This is a genomic window from Streptomyces sp. UW30 (genome assembly GCF_008042075.1).
Classification (GTDB): Bacteria; Actinomycetota; Actinomycetes; order Streptomycetales; family Streptomycetaceae; genus Streptomyces.
In genome coordinates, this window is the sequence record NZ_RDBN01000005.1 from 965,846 (window position 1) to 986,146 (window position 20,301).

Consider the following 20,301-nt stretch of genomic DNA (forward strand, 5'->3'; position numbering starts at 1 on the left):
GGAGCTCCGCCTGCGCGTCCCGCCCGCCCACCGCCTCAGCGCCGCCCGCCCCCTGCGCCGCCAGGGCGTTCACCCGCTGCTGGCCCTCCAGCTCCAGCGGGCCCTGAAGCGCGAACTCGGCATCGAGATACCGGCCGGCCTGCTGTACGAGGGGACACTCGGCGAGGCGGCCGCCGGGCTGGCGGCGGGGCTCGCCGGCGGCAGCCCATGACGGTCCCCCGCGCACACGGTCCCCGACTCTCCCTCGCTCCGGGCGAACTGCACCTGTGGGCCCTGCGCCCACCCACCGACGCCGAGGAACCGCAGGCGGTCGCCGAGCTCGACGCCGAGGAACGACGGCGGGCCGCCGGCTTCCTGCGGCCCGACGCCCGGCTGGACTATCTGCACGCGCACATCGCGCTGCGCCGACTGCTGTCGGCATACACCGGGACCGCCCCCGGCCTGCTCCGGCTGCGCCGGGCCCCGTGCCCGTACTGCGGCGGCCCGCACGGCCGTCCCGTCCTGCCCGGATCGCTGCACTTCTCCCTGTCCCACAGCCACGGCCTCGTCCTGTACGGCGTGGCGGCGAGCCCCGTCGGCGTGGACGTCCAACGCGTGCCCACCGCACCGACGGTGGAGGCGTGCCTGCCGCGGCTGCACCCGGCGGAGCGGGACGAGGTGCTGCGGGCGCCCGAGGACCGGCGGCCGAGGGTCTTCGCGCAGCTGTGGAGCCGCAAGGAGGCGTACCTCAAGGGCCTGGGCACGGGACTGAGCCACGGCGTCGGCGACGACTACCTCGGCGTCCACGCGAGCGCCGGCGGGCACCGCTCACCGGACGGCTGGCTCGTGGCCGACCTGCACGGCTGCCCCGACCACGTGGCCGCCCTCGCCGTCGCGGCGACGACCGGCCACCGGGCCGTACTCCGCGAACTCCCGGACCGGATCGGGCGGTTGCCGCGACGGGAGGCCGCCGAGGAGATCGCCGCCGCGCGGCCGGTCCTGTCCATGGCTCTGCCGGCGCGCACACCGATACCGACACCGACACACGAGGAGTGACATGGGGGAGAGCAGCACGGCGATCAGCACGACCGGCCGCGTCGAGGAACTCGGCCACATCAAGGAACAGGCCCGCCTGGGCCCCGACCCGAAGGCCACCGAACGGCAGCACGCCAAGGGCAAGCTGACCGCTCGGGAACGCATCGGACTCCTGTTGGACAAGGGCAGTTTCACGGAGGTCGAGCCGCTGCGCCGGCACCGTGCCGCCGGCTTCGGACTGGAGGCCAAACGGCCGTACACGGACGGGGTGGTGACCGGCTGGGGCACCGTCGACGGCCGTACCGTCTTCGTCTACGCCCATGACTTCCGGATCTTCGGCGGCGCCCTCGGCGAGGCCCACGCCCAGAAGATCCACAAGCTGATGGACATGGCGCTGGCCGCCGGCGCCCCGCTGGTCTCCCTCAACGACGGCGCCGGCGCCCGTATCCAGGAGGGCGTGTCCGCGCTCGCCGGCTACGGCGGCATCTTCCGCCGCAACACCAGGGCCTCCGGCGTGATCCCGCAGATCTCGGTCATGCTCGGCCCCTGCGCGGGCGGCGCCGCCTACTCGCCCGCGCTGACCGACTTCGTCTTCGCCGTGCGGGACATCTCCCAGATGTTCATCACCGGCCCCGACGTCGTCCAGGCCGTGACCGGCGAGCAGGTGACGCAGAACGAACTCGGCGGTGCCGACGTGCACGCCGGTGTCTCCGGCGTCGCGCACTTCGTCTACGACGACGAGGAGCACTGCCTGGCCGAGGTGCGCTATCTGCTGTCCCTGCTGCCTTCCAACAACCGCGAACTGCCGCCCACCGTGCGCGGCGCCGACCCGGTCGACCGCGCCGGGGACTCCCTGCTTGACCTGGTCCCCGCGGACGGCAACCGTTCGTACGACATCCGCGCGGTGATCGAGGAACTCGTCGACGACGGCGAGTACATGGAGGTGCACGCCGGCTGGGCGACCAACCTCGTGTGCGCGCTGGCCCGCCTCGACGGCCATGTCGTCGGCATCGTCGCCAACCAGCCCGCCTCGATGGCCGGCGTACTGGACATCAGGGCCAGTGAGAAGGGCGCGCGGTTCGTGCAGTTCTGCGACTCCTTCAACATCCCGCTGGTCACCCTGGTCGACGTGCCGGGCTTCCTGCCGGGCGTCGACCAGGAGCACGACGGCATCATCCGGCGCGGCGCCAAGCTGCTGTACGCGTACTGCAACGCGACCGTGCCCCGCGTCTCGGTGGTGCTGCGCAAGGCGTACGGCGGCGCCTACATCGTCATGGACTCCCGGTCCATCGGCGCGGACATCGCCCTTGCCTGGCCCACCAACGAGATCGCGGTGATGGGCGCCGAGGGCGCTGCGGGCGTCGTCTTCCGCCGGGAGATCGCCGCCGCCGGGGACCCCGAGGCGATGCGCCGCCGGAAGATCGAGGAGTACCGCACCGAGCTGGTCCACCCCTACTACGCCGCCGAACGCGGCCTGGTCGACGACGTGATCGACCCCCGCGAGACCCGCTCGGTGCTCTGCCGGGCGATCACCATGCTGGCCGGCAAGGACGCCGACCTGCCCCGCCGCAAGCACGGAAACCCGCCGCAGTGACAGGGGACCAAGCCATGAGCCCGAGCACTCCCACCCAGCTCTTCCGCGTCGAGAAGGGCAGCCCCGAGCCCGAGGAACTGGCCGCGCTCACCGCGGTCCTGCTGTCCCGTACGGCCGCCGCCGGCGCCGACCCCGACGACCTGTCCCGCCGCCACCGCGCCGTAGCCCGCTGGCGCCGCCCGGAACGCGCCCAGGGCTTCGCCGGCCCACGCGGCTGGCGCGGCGCCGGCCACTGAACCGACCCTTCGAGCACAGGAGCAGCCATGACCACCCTTGACGAGTTGGCGCAGATCGGCGCCCAGGTCCGTACCCTCGCCGACCGTGGCGCGATCACCGAGCTGTGCGACCGCTACGTCCACCACCTGGACGCCGACCGGCACAACGACACCTGGTTCGACTCGGTGTTCACCGCCGACGTCCGGTTCACCTTCCCGTTCGGCGAGTACAAGGGCTTCGAGGGCCTCGCGGGCTTCCAGCAGATGGCCCGCACGACCTTCGAGCGCACGCACCATCTCGCCGGGAACTACAAGGTCGACCTCTACCCCGAGGGCGACGAGGACGCCGCACGCGTGCGTGCCCATCTGATGGCGGTGCACGTACGGCAGCGGGAGGAGCCGGCCGCGCACTTCGACATCGGGGGACACTACGACGCCGAGGTGGCGCGCACCCCGGCCGGCTGGCGCATCCGGCGGTTCACCTTCGACCTGGTGTGGAACGCGGGGCAGGGCCCGAACACCGGACACTGAGGCTCAGCGCGCGCCCCGGGGCAGATAGCCGTACAGGAAGGCGTGGACGCCCGCCGCCGCGATGTCGTGCGTCTCGGCGTCGGACAGCGCGTCCACGCCCGCCCGGTCCCGGCCCCAGGTGTTGGTGACCAGGACGACGAAGTGCTGGGCGGCGAGTTCGGAGTCCTGTACCTGCAGCAGGCCGCGCTCGGCGAGCCGGGCCATCCGGGCGGCGAGCGTGCGCTGCACCCGCAGCGGGCCGGCCTTCTGCCAGGCGTCGTGCAGGTCGCCGGGGAAGTTCTCGCCCTCGGCGTTGATCCGGGCGACGATCGCGAAGTGGTCGGTGAACTCCGGGCGCGGCCGCACCCAGTCCATGGCGAGGGCCACCAGGTCGGCCTCCAGACCGGCCGCGCTCGACGTCCCGCCGAGACATCGCTCGATCATCGCCTCGTGGGCGGCGGCCACCTGCTCCGAGCTCTCGATCAGCACAGTGGCGAACAGCTGTTCCTTGTTCTCGAAGTGGTTGTAGATCGTGCGCGTCGACACCGACGCCTCGCCGGCGATCATGTCGATGCTCGCGCCCTGGTAGCCGACCCGGCCGAACACCTTCCGGGAGGCGTCGAGGATGGCCCGCCGCTTCTCCGGGTACCCCTTGCGCGGCCTGTTCTGCCCGCTGTCTGCACTGGCCATCGTGGCACCTCCTGGTCGATTACAACGACCACTTTACACATTGCAATGCACGTTGTACTTTACCTTCATGAGCGCTTCGCAGAAGCTCGACCAGGCCGGGGTGCCGTCCGGCCCCGGATCCCCTCCGGACTCGGGAAGCCGTGTCAGGGCCACGCTGACCCTGGGGTCCGTGCTCCTCGGCTATCTGATCGTTCCGATGGCGATGTCCGGCACGAGCGTCGCGCTCCCGCGCATCGCCGCCGACCTGGGCGGCAGCGGCGGCGCCCTGCAGTGGGTGGTCACCGGGTACTTCCTGGCCGCCTCCTGCCTGATGCTGATCGCGGGCTCCCTCGGCGACCTCTTCGGCCGGCGCCGGATCTTCGCCATCGGGGCGGTGCTCTACGTCGCCAGTACGGCCGCCGCCGCGTTCGCCCCGCACGTGCTGGTGCTGGACGCGGCCCGGACCCTGTCCGGCGTGGGCGCGGCCGGTGTCATGGCCGGCGGCGGCGCCATTCTGGGCAGCAGCTTCGAGGGACCCGCCCGCACCCGTGCCTTCGCCATGGTCGGGACCACGGTCGGCGTCGGCCTCGCCTTCGGCCCCACCTTCGCGGGCTGGCTGGTCAGCGCCCTCGGCTGGCGTGCGATGTTCGGCGCCTTCGCCGGCGTCGGCCTCCTGCTGGTGGCCGGCACGCTGGTCCTGAAGGAGTCCGCTGCCGAGCACCGGCCCAAGTTCGACCTGCCCGGCACCATCGCCTTCGTCCTCGGCATCATCGGCCTGATGTACGGCACCAACCAGGTGGCGTCGGCGGGCTGGACCAGCCCCAGGGTGCTCGTCTTCCTGGGCGCGGGACTGCTCATGCTCGCGGTCTTCGTCGCCGTGGAACGCCGCACCGAGCACCCGGTCCTGGATCTGGCCCTGCTGCGCGGCGGGCCCTTCACCGGCTGGCTGCTCGCCGCCCTGACCACGGCCGTCGGCACCGTAGGCGTCCTGGTCTACCTGCCGACCTACCTCCAGGGCGCGGGCGACTTCTCCGCCGGGGACGCGGGCACCCTGATGCTGGCGATGACCCTGCCGGTCCTGGCGGTGCCCCCGCTGACCGGAAAACTCGTGAACCAGGGCGTGTCCGCCCGGCTCCTCATCACCCTGGCCATCGCCCTGATCGCCGGCGGCAACGCCTGGATGACCGTGCTCGCCCCGGGCTCCGGCGCCGTACAACTCGTCGGCCCGCTGCTGCTGATCGGCGTCGGCAACGGCCTGGCCGCCGCGCTCATCGACGCCCAGGCCATGGAGCACGTCGCCCCCGACCGCATCGGCATGGCCTCCGGCCTGCTCAACACCGCCCGCGGCGGCGCCAACGCGCTCGTCCTCGCGGTCTTCGGCGCCGCCCTGATCAGCCTGATGCAGTCCGAGGTCGGCGGCCGCGAACGGGCCGGCCGGGTGGCCGCGGGCGACCTCGGCGGCGAGTCCCACGCCTTCCTGGCCGAGCAGTACACCGACGCCTGGCACGTCGTGATGTGGGTGGTGGCGGCCCTGTGCGCCCTGTCCGCCCTGGTGATCAACCGCCTGGTCGGCAAGAACGCCCGCACCGCGGCGCACCCAGCCGAGGCCGCCGTACCGGACAAGGGATGACAGGGATGCGTACGACACTCCCCACCACACCCATGGGCAGCACCGGCCTCAGGGTCCCCGTCCAGGGACTCGGCTGCATGCGGATGACCGAACCGGCCACGTCGACCGGCCCGTCCGAGGCCGCCGCCGTCATCAACCACGCGCTGGACCTCGGCGCCACGATGATCGACACCTCCGACATGTACGGCCGCGGCCGCAATGAGGAGATGGTCGGCCGGGCCGTCCGCCACCGCCGCGACGAGGCCGTGCTGTGCACGAGGTTCGGCGTGGTCTTCGGCCCCGGCGACAGCTGGTCGATGCGCGGCGACGCACCTTTCGTACGGTCGTCCTGCGAGGCCAGCCTGAAGCGCCTCGGCACGGACGTCATCGACCTCTACTACCTCGCGCGTCCGCAGGTGAACGTGCCGCTGGAGGAGACCATCGGCGCCATGGCCGGCCTGGTCGCCGAGGGCAAGGTGCGCCACATCGGGCTCAGCGAGGTCAGTGGCGAGGAACTGCGCCGCGCCCACGCCGTGCACCCCGTATCCGCCGTGCAGTCGGAGTGGTCGCTGGGCGCCCGGCGGATCGAGGCGATGGTGCCGGTCTGCGCCGAACTCGGCGTCGGCGTGGTGGCGTTCTCGCCGAACGGACGCGGGCTGCTCAGCGCCCGGGGCGACCGCTCGGCGCAGATCGCCCGGGTGGCCCGCACCTTCCCGGGCCGGGAGGACCTGCCCGGCGTACTGCGCGACATCGCGGCCGAGCGCGGTGTGCGACCCGGCCAGATCGCGCTGGCCTGGGTGCACCACCGGGCCCGGGTCTGGGGGATCCCCGTCACCCCGATCCCCGGCACCCGGCGCCTGGACCACCTGGAGGAGAACGTCGCTGCGGCGGGCATCGCCCTCGCCGATGGCGAACTGGCCCGGCTCGACGCCGTGTCGCTCGATGGAAGCCCTTGATGAAGGAGCAACGCCGCATGTCCACGAACACCCTGAAGCTCGCCGTCATACTCGGCTCGGTCCGCGAGGGCCGGTTCGGTGAGGTCGTGACGAACTGGTTCGCCGGTCTGGCCAAGGAGCACAGCGCCTTCGACGTCGAGGTCGTCGACCTCTCCGAGACGGAGCTGCCGCTCGCCCTTCCGGCGACGCCGCCCGCCATGGCGACCGAGGAGCTCCGCCCGGCCGAGATGCTCCCGCTCTCCGCGAAGCTGGCCGCGGCCGACGCGTTCGTCGTGGTCACCCCCGAGTACAACCACAGCTTCCCGGCCTCCCTGAAGGCGCTCATCGACTGGCACTTCACCGAGTGGCAGGCCAAGCCGGTCGGCTTCGTCTCCTACGGCGCCCAGAGCGGCGGCCTGCGCGCCGTCGAGCAGCTGCGCCAGGTCTTCGCCGAGATGCACGCCGTCACCATCCGCGACGGGCTGGCCTTCCCGTTCTACTGGGAGGCGTTCGGCGAGGACGGCACCCCGCGTGACACCGAGGGCACGAACGGCGCCCTCAAGGTGATGCTCGACGAACTCGCCTGGTGGGGCCACGCGTTGCACGAGGCCCGCGCCAAGTCCCCCTACAACCCCGAGGCCTGACACGGCGGGGGCGGGGGAGGCCACGAGGCCCGGCAGCACAGGGCAAGAGCTTCCCCCGCCCCACCCCTTCCTCCCGTCCCCGCTCCGCTCACCACTCCAACTTCCCCGGAGAAAGTCATGTTCATCGCATACATCGTGCTGGCCGTCGTGGTGTCGTTCCTGCTGGTGTTCTCCGGCCGCAGCATGCTGGTCAAGGACAAGGACATCGTGGAGACGCTGACCCGGCTCGGCGTCCCGAGCAGCTGGTACACCATGCTGGCGCTGCTGAAGTTCGCCGGCGCCGCGGGCCTGCTGATCGGCATCTTCTACCGGCCGCTGGGCATCGCCGCCGCCATCGGCGTGGTGCTCTTCTTCATCGGCGCGGTCATCTCGCACCTGCGCGTCAAGGACGTCAAGGGCGTTCCGGTGCCCATCGTCCTGGTGCTGGTGTCGGCCGCCCCGCTGGTGCTGGGTCTCGCCACGCTGTGACGGCGCGCGTCGGATGCGCGCCCGCTCCTCGGCCCGTACGGACACCCCGTACGGGCCGGACTCACCAGTCCCCCGAGGAAGAAGCATGACGACGACTCTGCGCGAGGTGCTCGCCCGCGACCTCGCGGCCGGCACGCCCACGTTCTCCTTCGAGTTCTTCGCCCCGAAGACCGAGTCCGGCACCCGCAACCTGTGGGACGCCGTACGCCGGATCGAGCCGCTGTCACCGACCTTCGTGTCGGTCACCTACGGGGCGGGAGGCTCATCGAAGGACCGCACGGTCGAGGTGACCGGCCGGATCTCGACCCAGACCACGCTGCGGCCGGTCGCTCATCTGACCGCCGTGGGCCACAGCGTGGCCGAACTGCGGCACATCATCGGCCAGTACGCGGACGCCGGGGTCCGGGACGTCCTCGTCCTGCGCGGCGACCCGCCCGGCGACCCGAACGGCCCCTGGATCCCGCACCTCGAGGGCTTCACCCACGCCCACGAACTCGTCTCCCTGGTACGGGACATCAGCGACTTCAGCATCGGCGTCGCGGCGTTCCCCGAGCGCCATCCACGCTCACCGGACTGGGAGAGCGACATCCGGCACTTCGTCGCCAAGTGCCGGGCCGGGGCGGACTACGCCATCACCCAGATGTTCTTCCACGCCGAGGACTACCTGCGGCTGCGGGACCGGGTGGCGGCGGCGGGCGGTACGACGCCGATCATCCCGGAGATCATGCCGGCCACGGACGTACGCCAGATCCGCCGCTTCGCCCAGCTCAGCAACGCGTCCTTCCCCGAGGACCTGGCCCAGCGCCTCGACGCGGCCCGCGACGACCCGGCCGAGGGCCACCGCATCGGCGTGGCCCACGCCACGGAGATGGCCGGCCGCCTGCTGGCCGAGGGCGCTCCGGGCCTGCACTACATCACCCTGAACCGCTCGCCGGCGGCGTTCGAGATCCATCGGAACCTGGGGCTGACGCGGAAGGCCGTGCCGGCGGCGGCATAGGCGAGGAGGCGGCGGCGTCGGTCCCTGCGGGCGGGCCGGCTCGTCGACCTGAAGTTCGCCGCGCAGGGCGGCGATCACGAAGCCCGTCATGCAGGCGAGGAGGACCAGCGCGAGCGGCCCCCAGACTGCCGGTATCGCATAGACCGGCCAGTCGTTCGCCGACTGCGCCCAGAGCGTCAGCAGGGCGGCGCCGCCGATGGCCACGCCGTGCCACCTCGCCACGGTCGCCGCCGCCGATGGCCACGCCGTGCCACCGCACCACGGTCGCCGCCGCCGTGTGCCGCCGCTCGCCCCGCGCGAGAAGGGCCCACAGCCCGCCCGCGACGGCCGCCAGGCTGATCGGGACGCAGGCGAGCGCGCCGCCCAGCCGGTCCGCAGGCCACCCCACCGGGCCGACGGAGGTCTGCTGCCGTCGCCCGTCGCCCGTCGCCCGTTGCCCGTTGCCCGTTGCCCGTTGCCCGTTGCCCGTCGGCCGTCGCCCGTCGGCGTCGCGTACCTCCACGATCTGCCCGTGCCAGATCACGCCGACGACCTTGTCGTCCGGCTCCATCTCGGAGAGCACCGGACCGGTCCGGCGGAACGTCACGTACCAGGGGTCGCCGGCGGGCGGCACCAGTACGGTCGCCGGCGGGCGGCACCAGTACAGCCGCCGACGATTTGCGCCGGTGCTTGCGGCGGGTCGTATCGGCGCTCTCGACCGTGAATTCCTGTTCCCACAGGCACCCCGATGCCTTCACGGGGACGGGCGCGCACGCCGGCGCCGCGAGGAACTCCCGCTCCCGCTCCCGCGCCCCGCCGACCTGAAAGCTCATCGCCACCCCGACGACGAGAGCCACGACACCGATCAGCAGCCACACCGAGATCCGCACCATCCTGCGGCTCCCCGACTCCACTGTCCTTCACTCCCTGAACAGCAAAAACGCCCTCCCGAAGGAGGGCGGAGACTGGGCGCCCCCGGCAGGACTCGAACCTGCGGCCAAGCGCTTAGAGGGCGCCTGGCGGGACGCGTGGCACGCCCTTGCTGACCTGCTTCTCTTCCCGTGCTAGGCATCTCATCGATCGCACTTCGACACGCATTCGACAGACGGTCTCGCCGGGCTGGCTGTCAGACAACGGGGCATCCTTCCCGGTCAGTACGGGTGAGTCTCGAACCCAGCGGAGCCACGTCATCGGCCTCCCTGACAGTACATGGGAGTGGAACCTCCCTCAGTCTGCCCTCATGCAGCATCCAGAGCCCGAAGCAGTCATCGTCCTGGTCTCGAAGCAGGACCTGAACCGACTTAGGGAAGGGCCAGGGCATCTGCTCCAAGTGAAGGAGAATCCCTGTCCAGTTGGGTCTCCAGAAGTCGATGGCCCATGCGTCCATGCCGGGGATGGGTTCAAAGCACTGATGCCATTCACGACGCTCGTCGGGCTGGGTAAGAGGCTCCATCGCCTCTCGGGCTCCGAAAGCGATGACTATGACTTCGCAATCTCTACTCATGCGCGCCATGTTCGGGCTCGCGTTCAGAAGAGGTCAACGGCCGACCGTGTATGCGTGGTGCCATCGAGTGGCAGGCTCGCTGTCGATTCGGTTAGCGATTGATCGGGATCTCGTAGACGATCTCGCAATGAGCGGCGGGCACCACGATGTCCGCCGTCTCCACGGGCCGCCCTTGGTCGCTGTAGTACGTCCGCCGGATGTGCGTGACGAGAGCAGCCTTCTGGATGCCGAGGAGTGACGCCTCCTCAGCGGTCGCCTGCCTCGGCTCCGGCTGCTCCACGGCGTGGCTGACGGTGACTCCGATCGCGGCCATGCGGTTCACGACACCGGCCCCGGCGTGCGGCCCGCCCTCGGGGAGGACGACGAGTGTGCCTGCGGTGAACCCGTACGGCTCCCAACTCGTCGAGAGTTGCACGGGCCGGCCGTCGGCGAGGAACTCGTACGCCGTACGGACGCACAGGTCGCCCTCGGTGATGCCGAGCCGCGCAGCGATGTCCGCTGGAGCCGGCACCTTGGCCTCGGTCCGGCTCTCCCAATCCCCTTGCCTGCCCACGGCCTTCATGCCCACCCGGAACGGTGACGTGTCGGGCCGCTCTCGCGCCGACGACCGGACGACCCGGACCCGTTGCCGGGGCTCGGCGACGTAAGTGCCCGATCCGGCACGGCCCTCCAGCACGCCCTGGGAGATCAGCAGCTCCTGCGCCCGACGGACCACGTTCTCGCCCACCCCGCACTCCTGGCCGATCTGGGCGCGGGAAGGCAGGCGGTCCCCGGGTTCCCACACGTGCTCCGCGATCCGCCGCCGGAGTTCGTCAGCGATGCGGAGATAGGGCGGCTGCTCAGGCATATGGAAAATCTAGTCCACTAGCAAATCTAGTTAACTAGCTTCACTCAAAGTGATCGCCGGTTAACGGAGGCTGCCCTGTGCCCGCTTCGGGAGTTAGCGCGGCGGCCATCGCTGGCCGGCTGTCCGACATCGGACTTCCGGCGCGTGTGGAGGAGCACGTCCGGTACGCGTCGGTTCAAGCGGAGGTGCCTGAGTCGCTCTCCGCCGACTTATGGCGGGAGGTCCTGGAAGTGGTGGCCGAGGCCGATCGGTTCGGGCTACGCGCCACCAGCCTGAACGACCGCACTGTCTGGGCGGTCGTAAACAAAGCGGTCCCCACGACGGGCGATGTCGGGGGACCGAGCTATCAGCGATAGGAGCTGAGCAGCGTGCTCAACCGTATCCGCCGTGCCGCCTCGCTCACCAGGGCGCGGTACTTCCCCAAGGGCAGGCACCGCCGCCCCTTAGCGCCCTCCCGGCCGACGGCCGCGCTCGTTGTCCCTGCGTCTGCTGACGCGTCGACGGTCGTCCTGGGGCGGGCTCCCGATACCGCGAACCATCGTCACCCGCTCCCGGGGGAGGAAAACGCCCTCGTCCGCCCGTACCTGCTGGCTTGGGAGCGTCGAGTACGGCCGCGCGCGGTGGTGGTTGCTTCACACCTGCCCGCTGAGGTCTGGTCGTCGCTCGCGGGGGTGCGCTGATGGCGGCTCGTCAACAGCCCTACACCGTCGAGGTCTCGGCCGTTCCCTACTGGTCGACCGCCTGCTGTATCGGCACACACCCTGCTTGCGCGGAGTCCTCCCCGATCCCCGCACCGGTCGACGTGCCGATTGTCTACGAGACATGCGCCTGCCCGTGTCACTCGGCGTCCCGCCACTGCACGCCCACGGAGGCGGAGCGGTGAGTGGCTGGGAACCCGGTGGCGCACTGGCATCCAACGTCGAGGTCACTGCGACCACCGTGCAGCGTGGCGACATCATCCAAGTCGGTGGCCAAGCATGCCGGGTGAGCGACCTCTTCCAGCTCCCCCAAGGCGGCAAGCAACTCCTCTTTGAGTCGGGCGAGCTGCTGACCATGCACGCGCGAACCCGGCTCGCTGCCGTTCGCATGCAGAGAAGTCGGTGATCCGGTCCGTGCCTTCACGTCATCACGAGATCGCCGACGATCTGCGGCGCCAGATCACGACAGGCCGCATCAAGCCTGGCGAACGCCTGCCGTCCGAGGCCGGCCTCGCCGACCGATACAAGGTCAGCACTTCGACCTTGCGGAGGGCTCTCGGGGCCCTCCAGGTCGAAGGCCTCGTGGAAAAGATCCAGGGCAAGGGCAACTTCGTCCGCCGCCCACCTCGCAAAATCGTGTACGTCGGGGGGTGGGGAACGCTGGACCCTTGGACCGCCGCTGAAACGGCGCTGCGCGTCAGTGTCCGCACCACCGTGGTCCCGGCGGAAGGGCAGCTGACGACCTTGCTGAAGGTGCCGACGGGCAGCCCTCTCGCAGAGTTCTTCTGCACCAGCCACGAGGGAAAGTCACCACACGGGCTCGCTCGCATCTATATCCCGCGAGGCATGGCACCAACCGGAGTGCTGGACGACGAGTCCTCGTGGCGGGAGGCGGCCGCGCGATTTGCCGTTCTGAGCTCGCCGCCGGCAACTGTCCGGGAGACGGTCTGCGCCCGCCCGCCGACACCGGACGAAGCGGCTGCCCTCCGGGTCCGCTCCGCCGTGGCAGTCCTCGCCGTGACACGCGTCGCGACCGATGCCGCAGGGCGAGTCGTCGAGGCCGCGCTCCTGGTGTTCCCCCGGGGACCGCGTCGACGCGGTCTTCACCACCCATCACATGACCGATGAGAGGCAGAAGGACGGATGACGGCACCGAACGAACTGCGGCTCCTTCCGTGGTCGGGGCCGGAGGGCAAGCCCTGCTACCTGAGCACCGACGACAGGGGCGGTTATATGTCTCGCCTGGCGGACAACGTCGAAGCACTGCAATTGGGAATGGCTGCCGAGCTGCTGGAACAAGCCTCGGACAGGCTCGACGACCCAGACACAGGCKCGGAGGACCTACGACGGCTGGCGGCGGAACTGACTGGGGCTTTGCGGGACGTGCTCCGCGTTGCTACCAGCCGCGGTTACCTCCTGACTGTGAGTGGGCCTCATCAGCCCTGACGGGCATGGCTCTCCTACCCGACAACTCACGCCTGTCAGGCTCGATGCTGATTTCGTAGCATCGGGCCTGACCGGGTGGTCTTCGCCAACGCTGTCCTAGCGTTGAACTCAAGAACGCTTCGTCCCGAAAGGCCTTTGGCGGAGGCGTTTTCTTGCGCTGGGTACGGGACATGACCAGCGCTAGCGAGCAGGCAGCGAATAGATCTCCCGCGCAACGTATCGAGCAGTTTCAACGAAGTCTCGGGCAGCGGCTGGGGTCACGGTGTCTACGCCGTGCATTGCTCTATTGCGCAGTTGGCGCAGGTCATGAAACACAGAAACGGCACGCGGCGATAGCCCAAAGGTAGTCAGCGCCTCGATAATCTTACTGGCGGGCGGCTGCCGAGGAACGTTCCAGACAGATTGAGGCATGCCGCCGAGCTTCGCAAGAGCCTGATCGCTGATCGACTCCAGAACGAGCCAAGCAGAGATCAGGGCGCCAATTGGTGACGCCTCGGCCATGTCCCAAGCCTCTTGAAACACGCCAAAGCGAGACTCCTGCTCCGTTTGATGCGTCCCCGCTTGCTCAGCGGTTTCCGGCGTCCCCGCCAACTCTTCGGCGTCCTCGCGAACTTCGCGAGCATCTGTCGCGAACTCGATAGCCCCAGCTGGCGTCTCAACGCGCGTCATGCGGGTGAAGGCGCCCTGAATGTGATTGCGCAGGCCCCAGACAAGGCCAACGGTAACCAGCGGCCACGCCAGGGCTTCCACATACTTCAAGACCAGTTCAGCAACTTCCACCACCCCATGGTGGAGCCCATGAGGCGTCGTCAATCAGTCCACCTTACTTCTGTGACAGAGGTGAGACATGACCCGTCCCATCAGCGACCCGACACCACCGCAATCCGCCGACTACACAGCAGGGCATGAGTCGGCCCGGGTGCCGTCGAGTCCCTCCAGAGCAAGGCGACGACGCTCGAACTACTTACCGCGCCACGGCCGTGAGCACGCAGGCGAAGGTGAAGATCCTTCACCACGAGTGGGACGACACCGCCATCAAAGCCGAGGTCTCTGCCATTCTCGCCGAGACGGGAGCACCTGCACCCGACCCCGCTGCCTCATTTCACCTGTAGCGTGCGGACGATTCTCGTTGATTGGTGGATCACAGGAAGCACCCGCTATGCCGAATTCCCTTCCCCGCTTGCGTCAGTTGGCGGCTGTTCACGCTCGTTGGGCTCTGCCGCATCGCTTGCTTGTGACTGTGGGTCAGGCGAAGGAGCCGGGTCCAATCCAAACGCCCTGCGGATTTTGGAACTTATCCCCGCAGCAGTGGCATTCCCCGCCTCGGTGACAATCGGCGTTATGAACTGCACGAGAAAGAGCCCGCCCACGTAGGCTCCAGCCATCATCGCCCCGTTACTGGCACCCAGAACGACACTGATGCCGATAGCTGATGCCTGGTGAGCAACAGTCGTTAGGGGGGACCAATCAGAAGGAGGGGAATTGAAGCCTGCGACGACAGCCTCGCCGCTCCCCAATAACTCTGGCATGAATGCGTCGAGGTTAACCCCACTCGGCGCACCTACTTCCGCGTGAGCCAGTTGAGAGAAGGCGGCAAAAGCGTTCCTCGTACTTTGAAAGATTTGAGCGGTGTTGTACTGCTCCAGCGACTCCGGGAACCGATCACCTTGGATGTCTCTCCGGCGTTGGATCTCGGCCGCTTCTGAGTCCGTCAAACGGGCGTCGCTAGAGCTGATTTCCAAGACGCCAAGAAGACCGCGCATTGGAACGTGGACATCTACGCGCAATGCGACTGTTCTGCCGCGTACTTGAGACCAGGGGGTGGGGCGCGCGGCCCGTTCCTGGGGGCTGCCGCCCCCAGACCCCCGCTTCGGCCCTGAAGGGGCCTCGTCCTCAGTCGCCGGACGGGCTGGATGGTGCCGACCGGCGTTCAGAGGTGCGGGCGGGCAGCCCCACCGCCTATTACTGCAACCGCCACTTCTGGTTCGCGGCGCCCGTGCAGCTCCAGATCTGCGCACGGGCGCCGTTCGCCGAGGAGTTGTCGGTCACGTCGAGGCACTTGTTCGCGCCGCGGTTGACCACGTCCCCGGTGGAGGCGTTGTACGTCCACTGCTGCGCACCCGAGCCGTTGCAGTCGTACAGCTGCGCCTTCGCCCCGTCCGTGGTCGCGCCGGACGTGACGTCCAGGCACTTGCCCAGCGCCCGCACCGACCCGTCGGACTGCACCGTCCACCGCTGGGCGGACGAGCCGTTGCAGTCGTAGAGCTGCACCGCCGTGCCGTTGGCCGACGAACCGCCCGCCACGTCGAGGCACTTGCCCGCGAGGCCGACCAGCGCACCCGACTGCGACGGGCCCTCGGTCTGCGTGCCCGACCAGGTGAAGGTCGCCGACGTCTTGCCCGGCAGTGAGTAAGTGGCGTGCTGCGAGCCCCAGTTGATCGTCACGGTCTTGCCGGCCGAGGAGTCGTTGTACGCGATCAGCGCCTTCGAACCGTCGGGGTTGCGCCACGCCACGTTCGGCACCGACGCGGACGCCGTGGACGCGATCCGCTGCGCACCCGGCTTCACGAACTTCGTCAGATGACCCATCGTGTAGTACTCGACGGTGTAGTCGACCTGCCCGTGCCGGGAGTCCCCGTTGTGCACGGTGATCAGGCCGTCGCAGGTGCCGCAGCCGCCGTTGTGCGGACCGCGGTTCTGGTCCAGCGCGAGCGACCACTTGGTCACCGACTTCGCCCAGTTCCGGGTGTAGTCGATGATGTTCATCATGTCCTCGCGCTGCTGGTTCGCGATCCAGGTGCCCCCCGAGTGCTCGGTCCCGAAGGCGTCCAGCTGCGGGTACTGGTTGTGCACCTGCGTCTGCTTGGCCACGTCACCGCCGTAGCCGTGCCAGGCGATCCCGCCGAAGTTCGGGTGGTTGCGCACCGCCGCGTCGTCGACGGTCTGGGCGGCGTAGGCGTCGTAGGTGTCCCAGTTCCAGTCGTGCGCCAGGACCTTGGTGGACAGGCCGGCCGCCTGGAGCTTCGGCAGCAGCTCGCTCTTGGTGAAGTACGCCAGGCCGCTCCCGTTCCAGCTCATCGACGGGTAGCCCGAGCAGCAGGTCGGTTCGTTCTGCGCGGTGACGTACGCGATCGGGACGCCCTGGGCCTGGTAGGCCTGCACGTACTTCACGAAGTACGAGGCGTAGGCGCCGTAGTTCTCCGCCTTCAGCCAGCCGCCGTTGAGCTGCCCGTTGTCCTTCATCCAGGCGGGGGCCGTCCACGGCGAGGCCATCACGGTGAGCTGGGGGTTGAGCTGACGGGCCTGCTTGGTCAGCGGCACGACGTCCTGGAGGTCGTGTGCGATCGTGAACTCGGAGAGGTCGGGGTCGGTCTGCCCGGCCGGCATGTCGTCGTAGGTGTAGCCGAAGCGGGCCAGGTCCGAGCCGCCCATGGGATTGCGCAGGAACGACAGCCCGATGCCCTCCGTCGGGGAGAACAGCTTGCGCATGGTGTCGTCCTTCGTGGCCTGCGACAGCGCGCCGCTGCCGTCCATCAGCCAGGCCGCGGTGTCCGTGAAGGAAGCGCCGCCGCCGGTGAAGGACTGATAGCGGGTGCTCTCGTCGACGGTGATGTTGTCGCCGCTGCCGCCGGAACCGGCCTGGAAGGCGAACGGCGACTGCTGCTGGAGCCCGCGGACCACATGGCGTCCGCCGGAGTCGTCCGTCGTGGTGAGCCAGGCGGTGACCTGCTCGCCCGCGGCCTGCGCGGGCGTGGCCGCCGAGAAGCCGGCCGAGGTGAGGAGCCCGGCGACAAGCAGCCCGAGCGTCCGAGTGGATCTCCTCATGGAGCGCAGCCCTTCTGGGGGTGGGGGATGGGGGCGTGCGAGGCGTGAGTAAATGACGGCTTCGTATACGCGTCAAGGGGTCGCGCGTTCACGAGATGAAGGGACAACGCCACTGATCCGGCCAGGACTTGAGCGCGTACCGGTTCTGACGTGAAGTCTTGACGTCAAACGGCACCCCCAGTTAACTCAAGGCGTGAGGTAAGTCATAAGTGCACCATGAGAGTCGAGGGACGTTCCATGCGAAGAACCGCCCTGCTCGTCTCCGCCGCCCTCTTCACCACCCTGCTCCCGCTGACCGCCGCCGCTCCCGCGTCCGGCGCCGACGATCCCGCCCCGGTCCCCGTGGACCGCTTCGAGGGCGAGGTCCCGTTCGCGCGCCCGCCCGCCGAGGGCCTCTTCACCTGGGGCGGCGACAACGACGACCCGCCGGCCCTGACGCTGACCGCCCGCGACGACGCGCCCGAGGGAGGGAAGGTCCTCACCGGCAGCTACGACATCAGCGGATACGGCGGCTTCACCCACGACTTCGCCTCCGCCGAGCCGGCCCACGACTGGTCCGCGCACAAGGGCATCCGCCTGTGGTGGGAGGGCCGGAACAACGGCAAGAGGATCCCCTTCGAGCTCAAGGACGGCGGCGCGAACGGCGAGGCCTCCGAGCTGTGGACGACCTCCTTCACCGACGACTTCAGCGGCTGGAAACAGATCGAGCTGCCCTTCGCCGACTTCACGTATCGCACGGACTACCAGCCCGTCGGCGGCATCGACCACATCCTCGGCCTCACCGAGACGTGGGGATACTCGCTCACCCTCCCCGTCGGCGTCCGGGGTCAATTCGCCATGGACGGCGTGGAGTTGTACGGCAAGGCCGACCAGTCGCTGCGCGCCTCCGTCACCACCGACGCCGCCGTGTACCCGGTGCGGGAGGGCGGCACGGCGGCCGTGCGGATCGCGGTCGCCACCACCGGGTCCGCCCCGCTGGCCGAGCCCGTGACGGTCACGTACGAGACCGCGAGCGGCAGCGCGGACTCCGGCAAGGACTTCACGCCGGTCAGCGGCACGGTCACCTTCCCCACCGGCACGGTCTCCGGCACCTCGCGCACGGTCGGCGTCCCCACCCTCAAGGACAGGTCCGCCGAGCCCGCCGAGACGATCCCGCTGAAGCTGACCGTCACCGGCGCCAAGGCCCCGGCCGAGACCCCGCAGATCGTCGTCAATGCGCACGGACTGCCGTATCTGAACAGCGAGTTGCCGGTGCAGCGGCGCGTCGCCGACCTGCTCTCCCGGATGTCCCTGGCGGAGAAGGCCGGCCAGATGACGCAGGCCGAGCGCGGCGCCCTGACGAACGCGGGTGACGTGGCCGCGTACGACCTCGGCTCGATCCTGTCCGGCGGCGGCTCCACCCCGACGCCCAACACCCCCGCGGCCTGGGCCAAGATGATCGACGGCTTCCAGCTGCGGGCACAGGCGACGCGCTTGCAGATCCCGCTGATCTACGGCGTCGACGCGGTGCACGGCCACAACAACCTGGTCGGCGCGACGATCATGCCGCACAACGTCGGCCTCGGCGCGACCCGCGACCCGGACCTCGCCTACCGGGCGGGCGCGGTGACGGCCGCCGAGACACGGGCCACCGGCATCCCCTGGGACTTCGCGCCCTGCCTGTGCGTGACGCGGGACGACCGCTGGGGACGGGCGTACGAGTCCTTCGGCGAGGACCCGGCCCTTGTCGAGTCGATGGAGACGATCATCCAGGGCCTCCAGGGCGCCGCGAACGGCAAGGACCTCAAGGACGACGACAAGGTCCTCGCCACCGCCAAGCACTTCGTCGGCGACGGCGGCACCGGCTACGGCTCCTCCACCAACGGCACCTACACGATCGACCAGGGCGTCACCAAGGTCACCCGGCAGGAGCTGGAGGCCGTGCACCTGGCGCCGTACGAGACGGCCGTCGACCGCGGTGTCGGCACCGTCATGCCGTCGTACTCCTCGCTCGACCTCCTCGGCGACGGACAGGGCCCGGTCAAGATGCACGCCCGCGCCGACATGATCAACGGCGTGCTCAAGGACCGCATGGGCTTCGACGGCTTCGTCATCAGCGACTGGAACGGCATCGACCAGATCCCCGGCGACTACGCCTCCGACATCCGTACGTCGGTCAACGCCGGCCTCGACATGATCATGGCGCCGTACGCCTTCCGGGACTTCCACACCACGCTCGTGAAGGAGGTCCAGGCCGGGCGGATCAGCGAGCAGCGGATCGACGACGCCGTCTCCCGCATCCTCACGCAGAAGTTCCGGCTGGGGCTCTTCGAGAAGCCGTACGCCGACACCAGCGGTGCGTCGAGGATCGGGTCCGCCGGACACCGGGCCGTGGCACGGGAGGCCGTGGCCGAGTCGCAGGTGCTGCTGAAGAACGCCGGCGGGGTCCTGCCGCTGAAGAAGTCGCAGAAGGTGTACGTCGCCGGATCCAACGCCGACGACATCGGCAACCAGAGCGGCGGCTGGACGATCACCTGGCAGGGCTCGTCCGGGGACATCACACCCGGCACGACGATCCTGGAGGCGATCGGGAAGAACTCCACCGCGCTCACCTACTCCAAGGACGCCTCCGAGCCCCTGACCGGCCACGACGTCGGTGTGGTCGTCGTCGGCGAGACCCCGTACGCCGAGGGCGTCGGTGACGTAGGCAATGGCCACGACCTCCGGCTGAGCGCCGCCGACCAGGCAGCCGTGGACAAGGTGTGCGGCGCGATGAAGTGCGCCGTGCTGACCGTCTCCGGGCGCCCGCAGCTCATCGACGACGAGAAGCTGTCCGGGATCGACGCCCTGGTCGCCTCCTGGCTGCCGGGCACGGAGGGCGACGGCGTGGCGGACGTGCTGTACGGCAAGCGGCCCTTCACGGGGCAGTTGCCCGTCAGCTGGCCCCGGTCCGAGGCCCAGCTGCCGATCAACGTCGGGGACGCCTCGTACGACCCGCGCTTCCCGTACGGCTGGGGCCTGACCACGCTGACCAAGGTGCCCGGGGGCGGTGCCACGACCCTCAAGGCGCTCGGCATCGCGGCCAGGGCCGCCGAGAAGGCCGGGGCGGACCAGGTGGGCCGCACTCTCGTCGGCAAGGCCCGGCTGATCGTCCAGCAGCGGGCCGCCGGGGCGGGGATCACCGAGGCGGTGGCGAAGCCCTTCGCCGAGGCCGACCATCTGCTGCTGACCGGCCGGTACGGGTCTGCTGTGGAGAGGCTGAGCGCGGCGTACCGCGCGGCCTGAGCCGCCGTACGGCACGCGGCGGGATGCCGTGCGGCCGCCGGTCCCGGTGGGATGCCGCCACCGGGACCGGCGCCTTTGCCCGC

General features: G+C 69.8%; 18 protein-coding genes and 1 pseudogene. 15 read left to right on the forward strand and 4 right to left on the reverse strand.

Annotated elements, in window-relative coordinates; translation table 11 throughout:
* From EAO75_RS06075 to EAO75_RS06095, 5 genes are all read left to right on the forward strand, one after another.
* On the forward strand, nt 1–211 hold a 211-nt coding region (locus EAO75_RS06075; RefSeq protein ID WP_261989158.1), incomplete at its 5' end, for a phosphopantetheine-binding protein.
* The gene (locus EAO75_RS06080; RefSeq protein ID WP_147993938.1) at nt 208–1,035 is read left to right on the forward strand and encodes a 4'-phosphopantetheinyl transferase family protein; all 828 of its coding nucleotides are present in this window, start codon (nt 208–210) and stop codon (nt 1,033–1,035) included. The genes EAO75_RS06075 and EAO75_RS06080, both read left to right, overlap by 4 nt.
* 1 nt (nt 1,036) lies before the next feature.
* Nucleotides 1,037–2,608 carry an acyl-CoA carboxylase subunit beta gene (locus tag EAO75_RS06085; protein WP_147993939.1) on the forward strand — a complete coding sequence of 524 codons (1,572 nt, stop codon included), beginning with the start codon at nt 1,037–1,039 and terminating at the stop codon, nt 2,606–2,608.
* A gap of 14 nt (nt 2,609–2,622) precedes the next feature.
* On the forward strand, nt 2,623–2,844 hold the full coding sequence (locus EAO75_RS06090; RefSeq protein WP_147993940.1) for an acyl-CoA carboxylase subunit epsilon: 222 nt from the start codon (nt 2,623–2,625) through the stop codon (nt 2,842–2,844).
* A 27-nt stretch (nt 2,845–2,871) separates the two neighbouring features.
* A complete protein-coding gene (locus tag EAO75_RS06095; protein ID WP_147993941.1) occupies nt 2,872–3,354 on the forward strand; it encodes a nuclear transport factor 2 family protein in 483 nt (160 codons plus the stop codon).
* A gap of 3 nt (nt 3,355–3,357) precedes the next feature.
* Here the strand turns inward: EAO75_RS06095 and EAO75_RS06100 are convergent, their stop codons facing one another.
* Nucleotides 3,358–4,023 (reverse strand): TetR/AcrR family transcriptional regulator, encoded by a 666-nt coding sequence (locus EAO75_RS06100; RefSeq protein WP_147993942.1) that lies wholly within the window; start codon nt 4,021–4,023, stop codon nt 3,358–3,360.
* 67 nt (nt 4,024–4,090) lie between these two features.
* On the opposite strand from EAO75_RS06100, the gene EAO75_RS06105 reads away from it, so the two are divergent.
* The 5 genes from EAO75_RS06105 to metF all read left to right on the forward strand — a co-directional run bounded on the left by EAO75_RS06105 (nt 4,091) and on the right by metF (nt 8,655).
* Nucleotides 4,091–5,632: an MFS transporter gene (locus EAO75_RS06105; RefSeq protein WP_147993943.1), complete on the forward strand. Its 1,542-nt coding sequence runs from the start codon at nt 4,091–4,093 to the stop codon at nt 5,630–5,632.
* A 5-nt stretch (nt 5,633–5,637) separates the two neighbouring features.
* On the forward strand, nt 5,638–6,567 hold the full coding sequence (locus tag EAO75_RS06110; protein WP_147993944.1) for an aldo/keto reductase: 930 nt from the start codon (nt 5,638–5,640) through the stop codon (nt 6,565–6,567).
* 17 nt (nt 6,568–6,584) lie between these two features.
* Nucleotides 6,585–7,190, forward strand: a complete 606-nt coding sequence (locus EAO75_RS06115; protein WP_147993945.1) for an NADPH-dependent FMN reductase — start codon at nt 6,585–6,587, stop codon at nt 7,188–7,190.
* Between the two features lie 117 nt (nt 7,191–7,307).
* On the forward strand, nt 7,308–7,658 hold the full coding sequence (locus EAO75_RS06120; RefSeq protein WP_147993946.1) for a DoxX family protein: 351 nt from the start codon (nt 7,308–7,310) through the stop codon (nt 7,656–7,658).
* Nucleotides 7,659–7,743: 85 nt separating this feature from the next.
* Entirely contained in the window at nt 7,744–8,655 is a 912-nt protein-coding gene (gene metF, locus EAO75_RS06125; RefSeq protein ID WP_147993947.1) for a methylenetetrahydrofolate reductase [NAD(P)H], read from the forward strand.
* Nucleotides 8,656–10,229: 1,574 nt separating this feature from the next.
* On the opposite strand, the gene EAO75_RS06135 is transcribed toward metF, so the two are convergent.
* Nucleotides 10,230–10,985 (reverse strand): GntR family transcriptional regulator, encoded by a 756-nt coding sequence (locus EAO75_RS06135; protein ID WP_147993949.1) that lies wholly within the window; start codon nt 10,983–10,985, stop codon nt 10,230–10,232.
* Between the two features lie 77 nt (nt 10,986–11,062).
* On the opposite strand from EAO75_RS06135, the gene EAO75_RS47055 reads away from it, so the two are divergent.
* From EAO75_RS47055 to EAO75_RS47065, 4 genes and pseudogenes are all read left to right on the forward strand, one after another.
* A complete protein-coding gene (locus EAO75_RS47055; protein WP_147993950.1) occupies nt 11,063–11,341 on the forward strand; it encodes a hypothetical protein in 279 nt (92 codons plus the stop codon).
* Between the two features lie 523 nt (nt 11,342–11,864).
* Nucleotides 11,865–12,089: a hypothetical protein gene (locus tag EAO75_RS47060; RefSeq protein ID WP_147993953.1), complete on the forward strand. Its 225-nt coding sequence runs from the start codon at nt 11,865–11,867 to the stop codon at nt 12,087–12,089.
* Nucleotides 12,086–12,830 (forward strand): annotated as a pseudogene (locus tag EAO75_RS06160) (GntR family transcriptional regulator). The gene EAO75_RS47060 and the pseudogene EAO75_RS06160 overlap by 4 nt, the downstream one beginning before the upstream one ends.
* Nucleotides 12,827–13,129 (forward strand): hypothetical protein, encoded by a 303-nt coding sequence (locus tag EAO75_RS47065; protein ID WP_147993954.1) that lies wholly within the window; start codon nt 12,827–12,829, stop codon nt 13,127–13,129. Before EAO75_RS06160 ends, EAO75_RS47065 begins: the two are co-directional and overlap by 4 nt.
* 180 nt (nt 13,130–13,309) lie before the next feature.
* On the opposite strand, the gene EAO75_RS06170 is transcribed toward EAO75_RS47065, so the two are convergent.
* Together EAO75_RS06170 and EAO75_RS06180 are read right to left on the reverse strand one after the other, a co-directional pair.
* Entirely contained in the window at nt 13,310–13,909 is a 600-nt protein-coding gene (locus EAO75_RS06170) for a hypothetical protein (RefSeq protein WP_147993955.1), read from the reverse strand.
* Nucleotides 13,910–15,091: 1,182 nt separating this feature from the next.
* Nucleotides 15,092–16,954, reverse strand: coding sequence for a lectin (locus tag EAO75_RS06180; protein WP_147993956.1), 1,863 nt, complete (start codon nt 16,952–16,954; stop codon nt 15,092–15,094).
* A gap of 237 nt (nt 16,955–17,191) precedes the next feature.
* Between EAO75_RS06180 and EAO75_RS06185 the strand changes: the two genes are divergently transcribed.
* Nucleotides 17,192–20,218, forward strand: a complete 3,027-nt coding sequence (locus tag EAO75_RS06185; RefSeq protein WP_147993957.1) for a glycoside hydrolase family 3 protein — start codon at nt 17,192–17,194, stop codon at nt 20,216–20,218.
* Nucleotides 20,219–20,301: the final 83 nt, after the last annotated feature.

Bases quoted from the DNA above. Each gene is read 5' to 3' on its own strand.
- EAO75_RS06080 (WP_147993938.1), top strand. From the start codon at position 208: ATGACGGTCCCCCGCGCACACGGTCCCCGACTCTCCCTCGCTCCGGGC.
- EAO75_RS06085 (WP_147993939.1), top strand. From the start codon at position 1,037: ATGGGGGAGAGCAGCACGGCGATCAGCACGACCGGCCGCGTCGAGGAA.
- EAO75_RS06090 (WP_147993940.1), top strand. From the start codon at position 2,623: ATGAGCCCGAGCACTCCCACCCAGCTCTTCCGCGTCGAGAAGGGCAGC.
- EAO75_RS06095 (WP_147993941.1), top strand. From the start codon at position 2,872: ATGACCACCCTTGACGAGTTGGCGCAGATCGGCGCCCAGGTCCGTACC.
- EAO75_RS06100 (WP_147993942.1), bottom strand. From the start codon at position 4,023: ATGGCCAGTGCAGACAGCGGGCAGAACAGGCCGCGCAAGGGGTACCCG.
- EAO75_RS06105 (WP_147993943.1), top strand. From the start codon at position 4,091: ATGAGCGCTTCGCAGAAGCTCGACCAGGCCGGGGTGCCGTCCGGCCCC.
- EAO75_RS06110 (WP_147993944.1), top strand. From the start codon at position 5,638: ATGCGTACGACACTCCCCACCACACCCATGGGCAGCACCGGCCTCAGG.
- EAO75_RS06115 (WP_147993945.1), top strand. From the start codon at position 6,585: ATGTCCACGAACACCCTGAAGCTCGCCGTCATACTCGGCTCGGTCCGC.
- EAO75_RS06120 (WP_147993946.1), top strand. From the start codon at position 7,308: ATGTTCATCGCATACATCGTGCTGGCCGTCGTGGTGTCGTTCCTGCTG.
- metF (WP_147993947.1), top strand. From the start codon at position 7,744: ATGACGACGACTCTGCGCGAGGTGCTCGCCCGCGACCTCGCGGCCGGC.
- EAO75_RS06135 (WP_147993949.1), bottom strand. From the start codon at position 10,985: ATGCCTGAGCAGCCGCCCTATCTCCGCATCGCTGACGAACTCCGGCGG.
- EAO75_RS06180 (WP_147993956.1), bottom strand. From the start codon at position 16,954: ATGAGGAGATCCACTCGGACGCTCGGGCTGCTTGTCGCCGGGCTCCTC.
- EAO75_RS06185 (WP_147993957.1), top strand. From the start codon at position 17,192: ATGCGAAGAACCGCCCTGCTCGTCTCCGCCGCCCTCTTCACCACCCTG.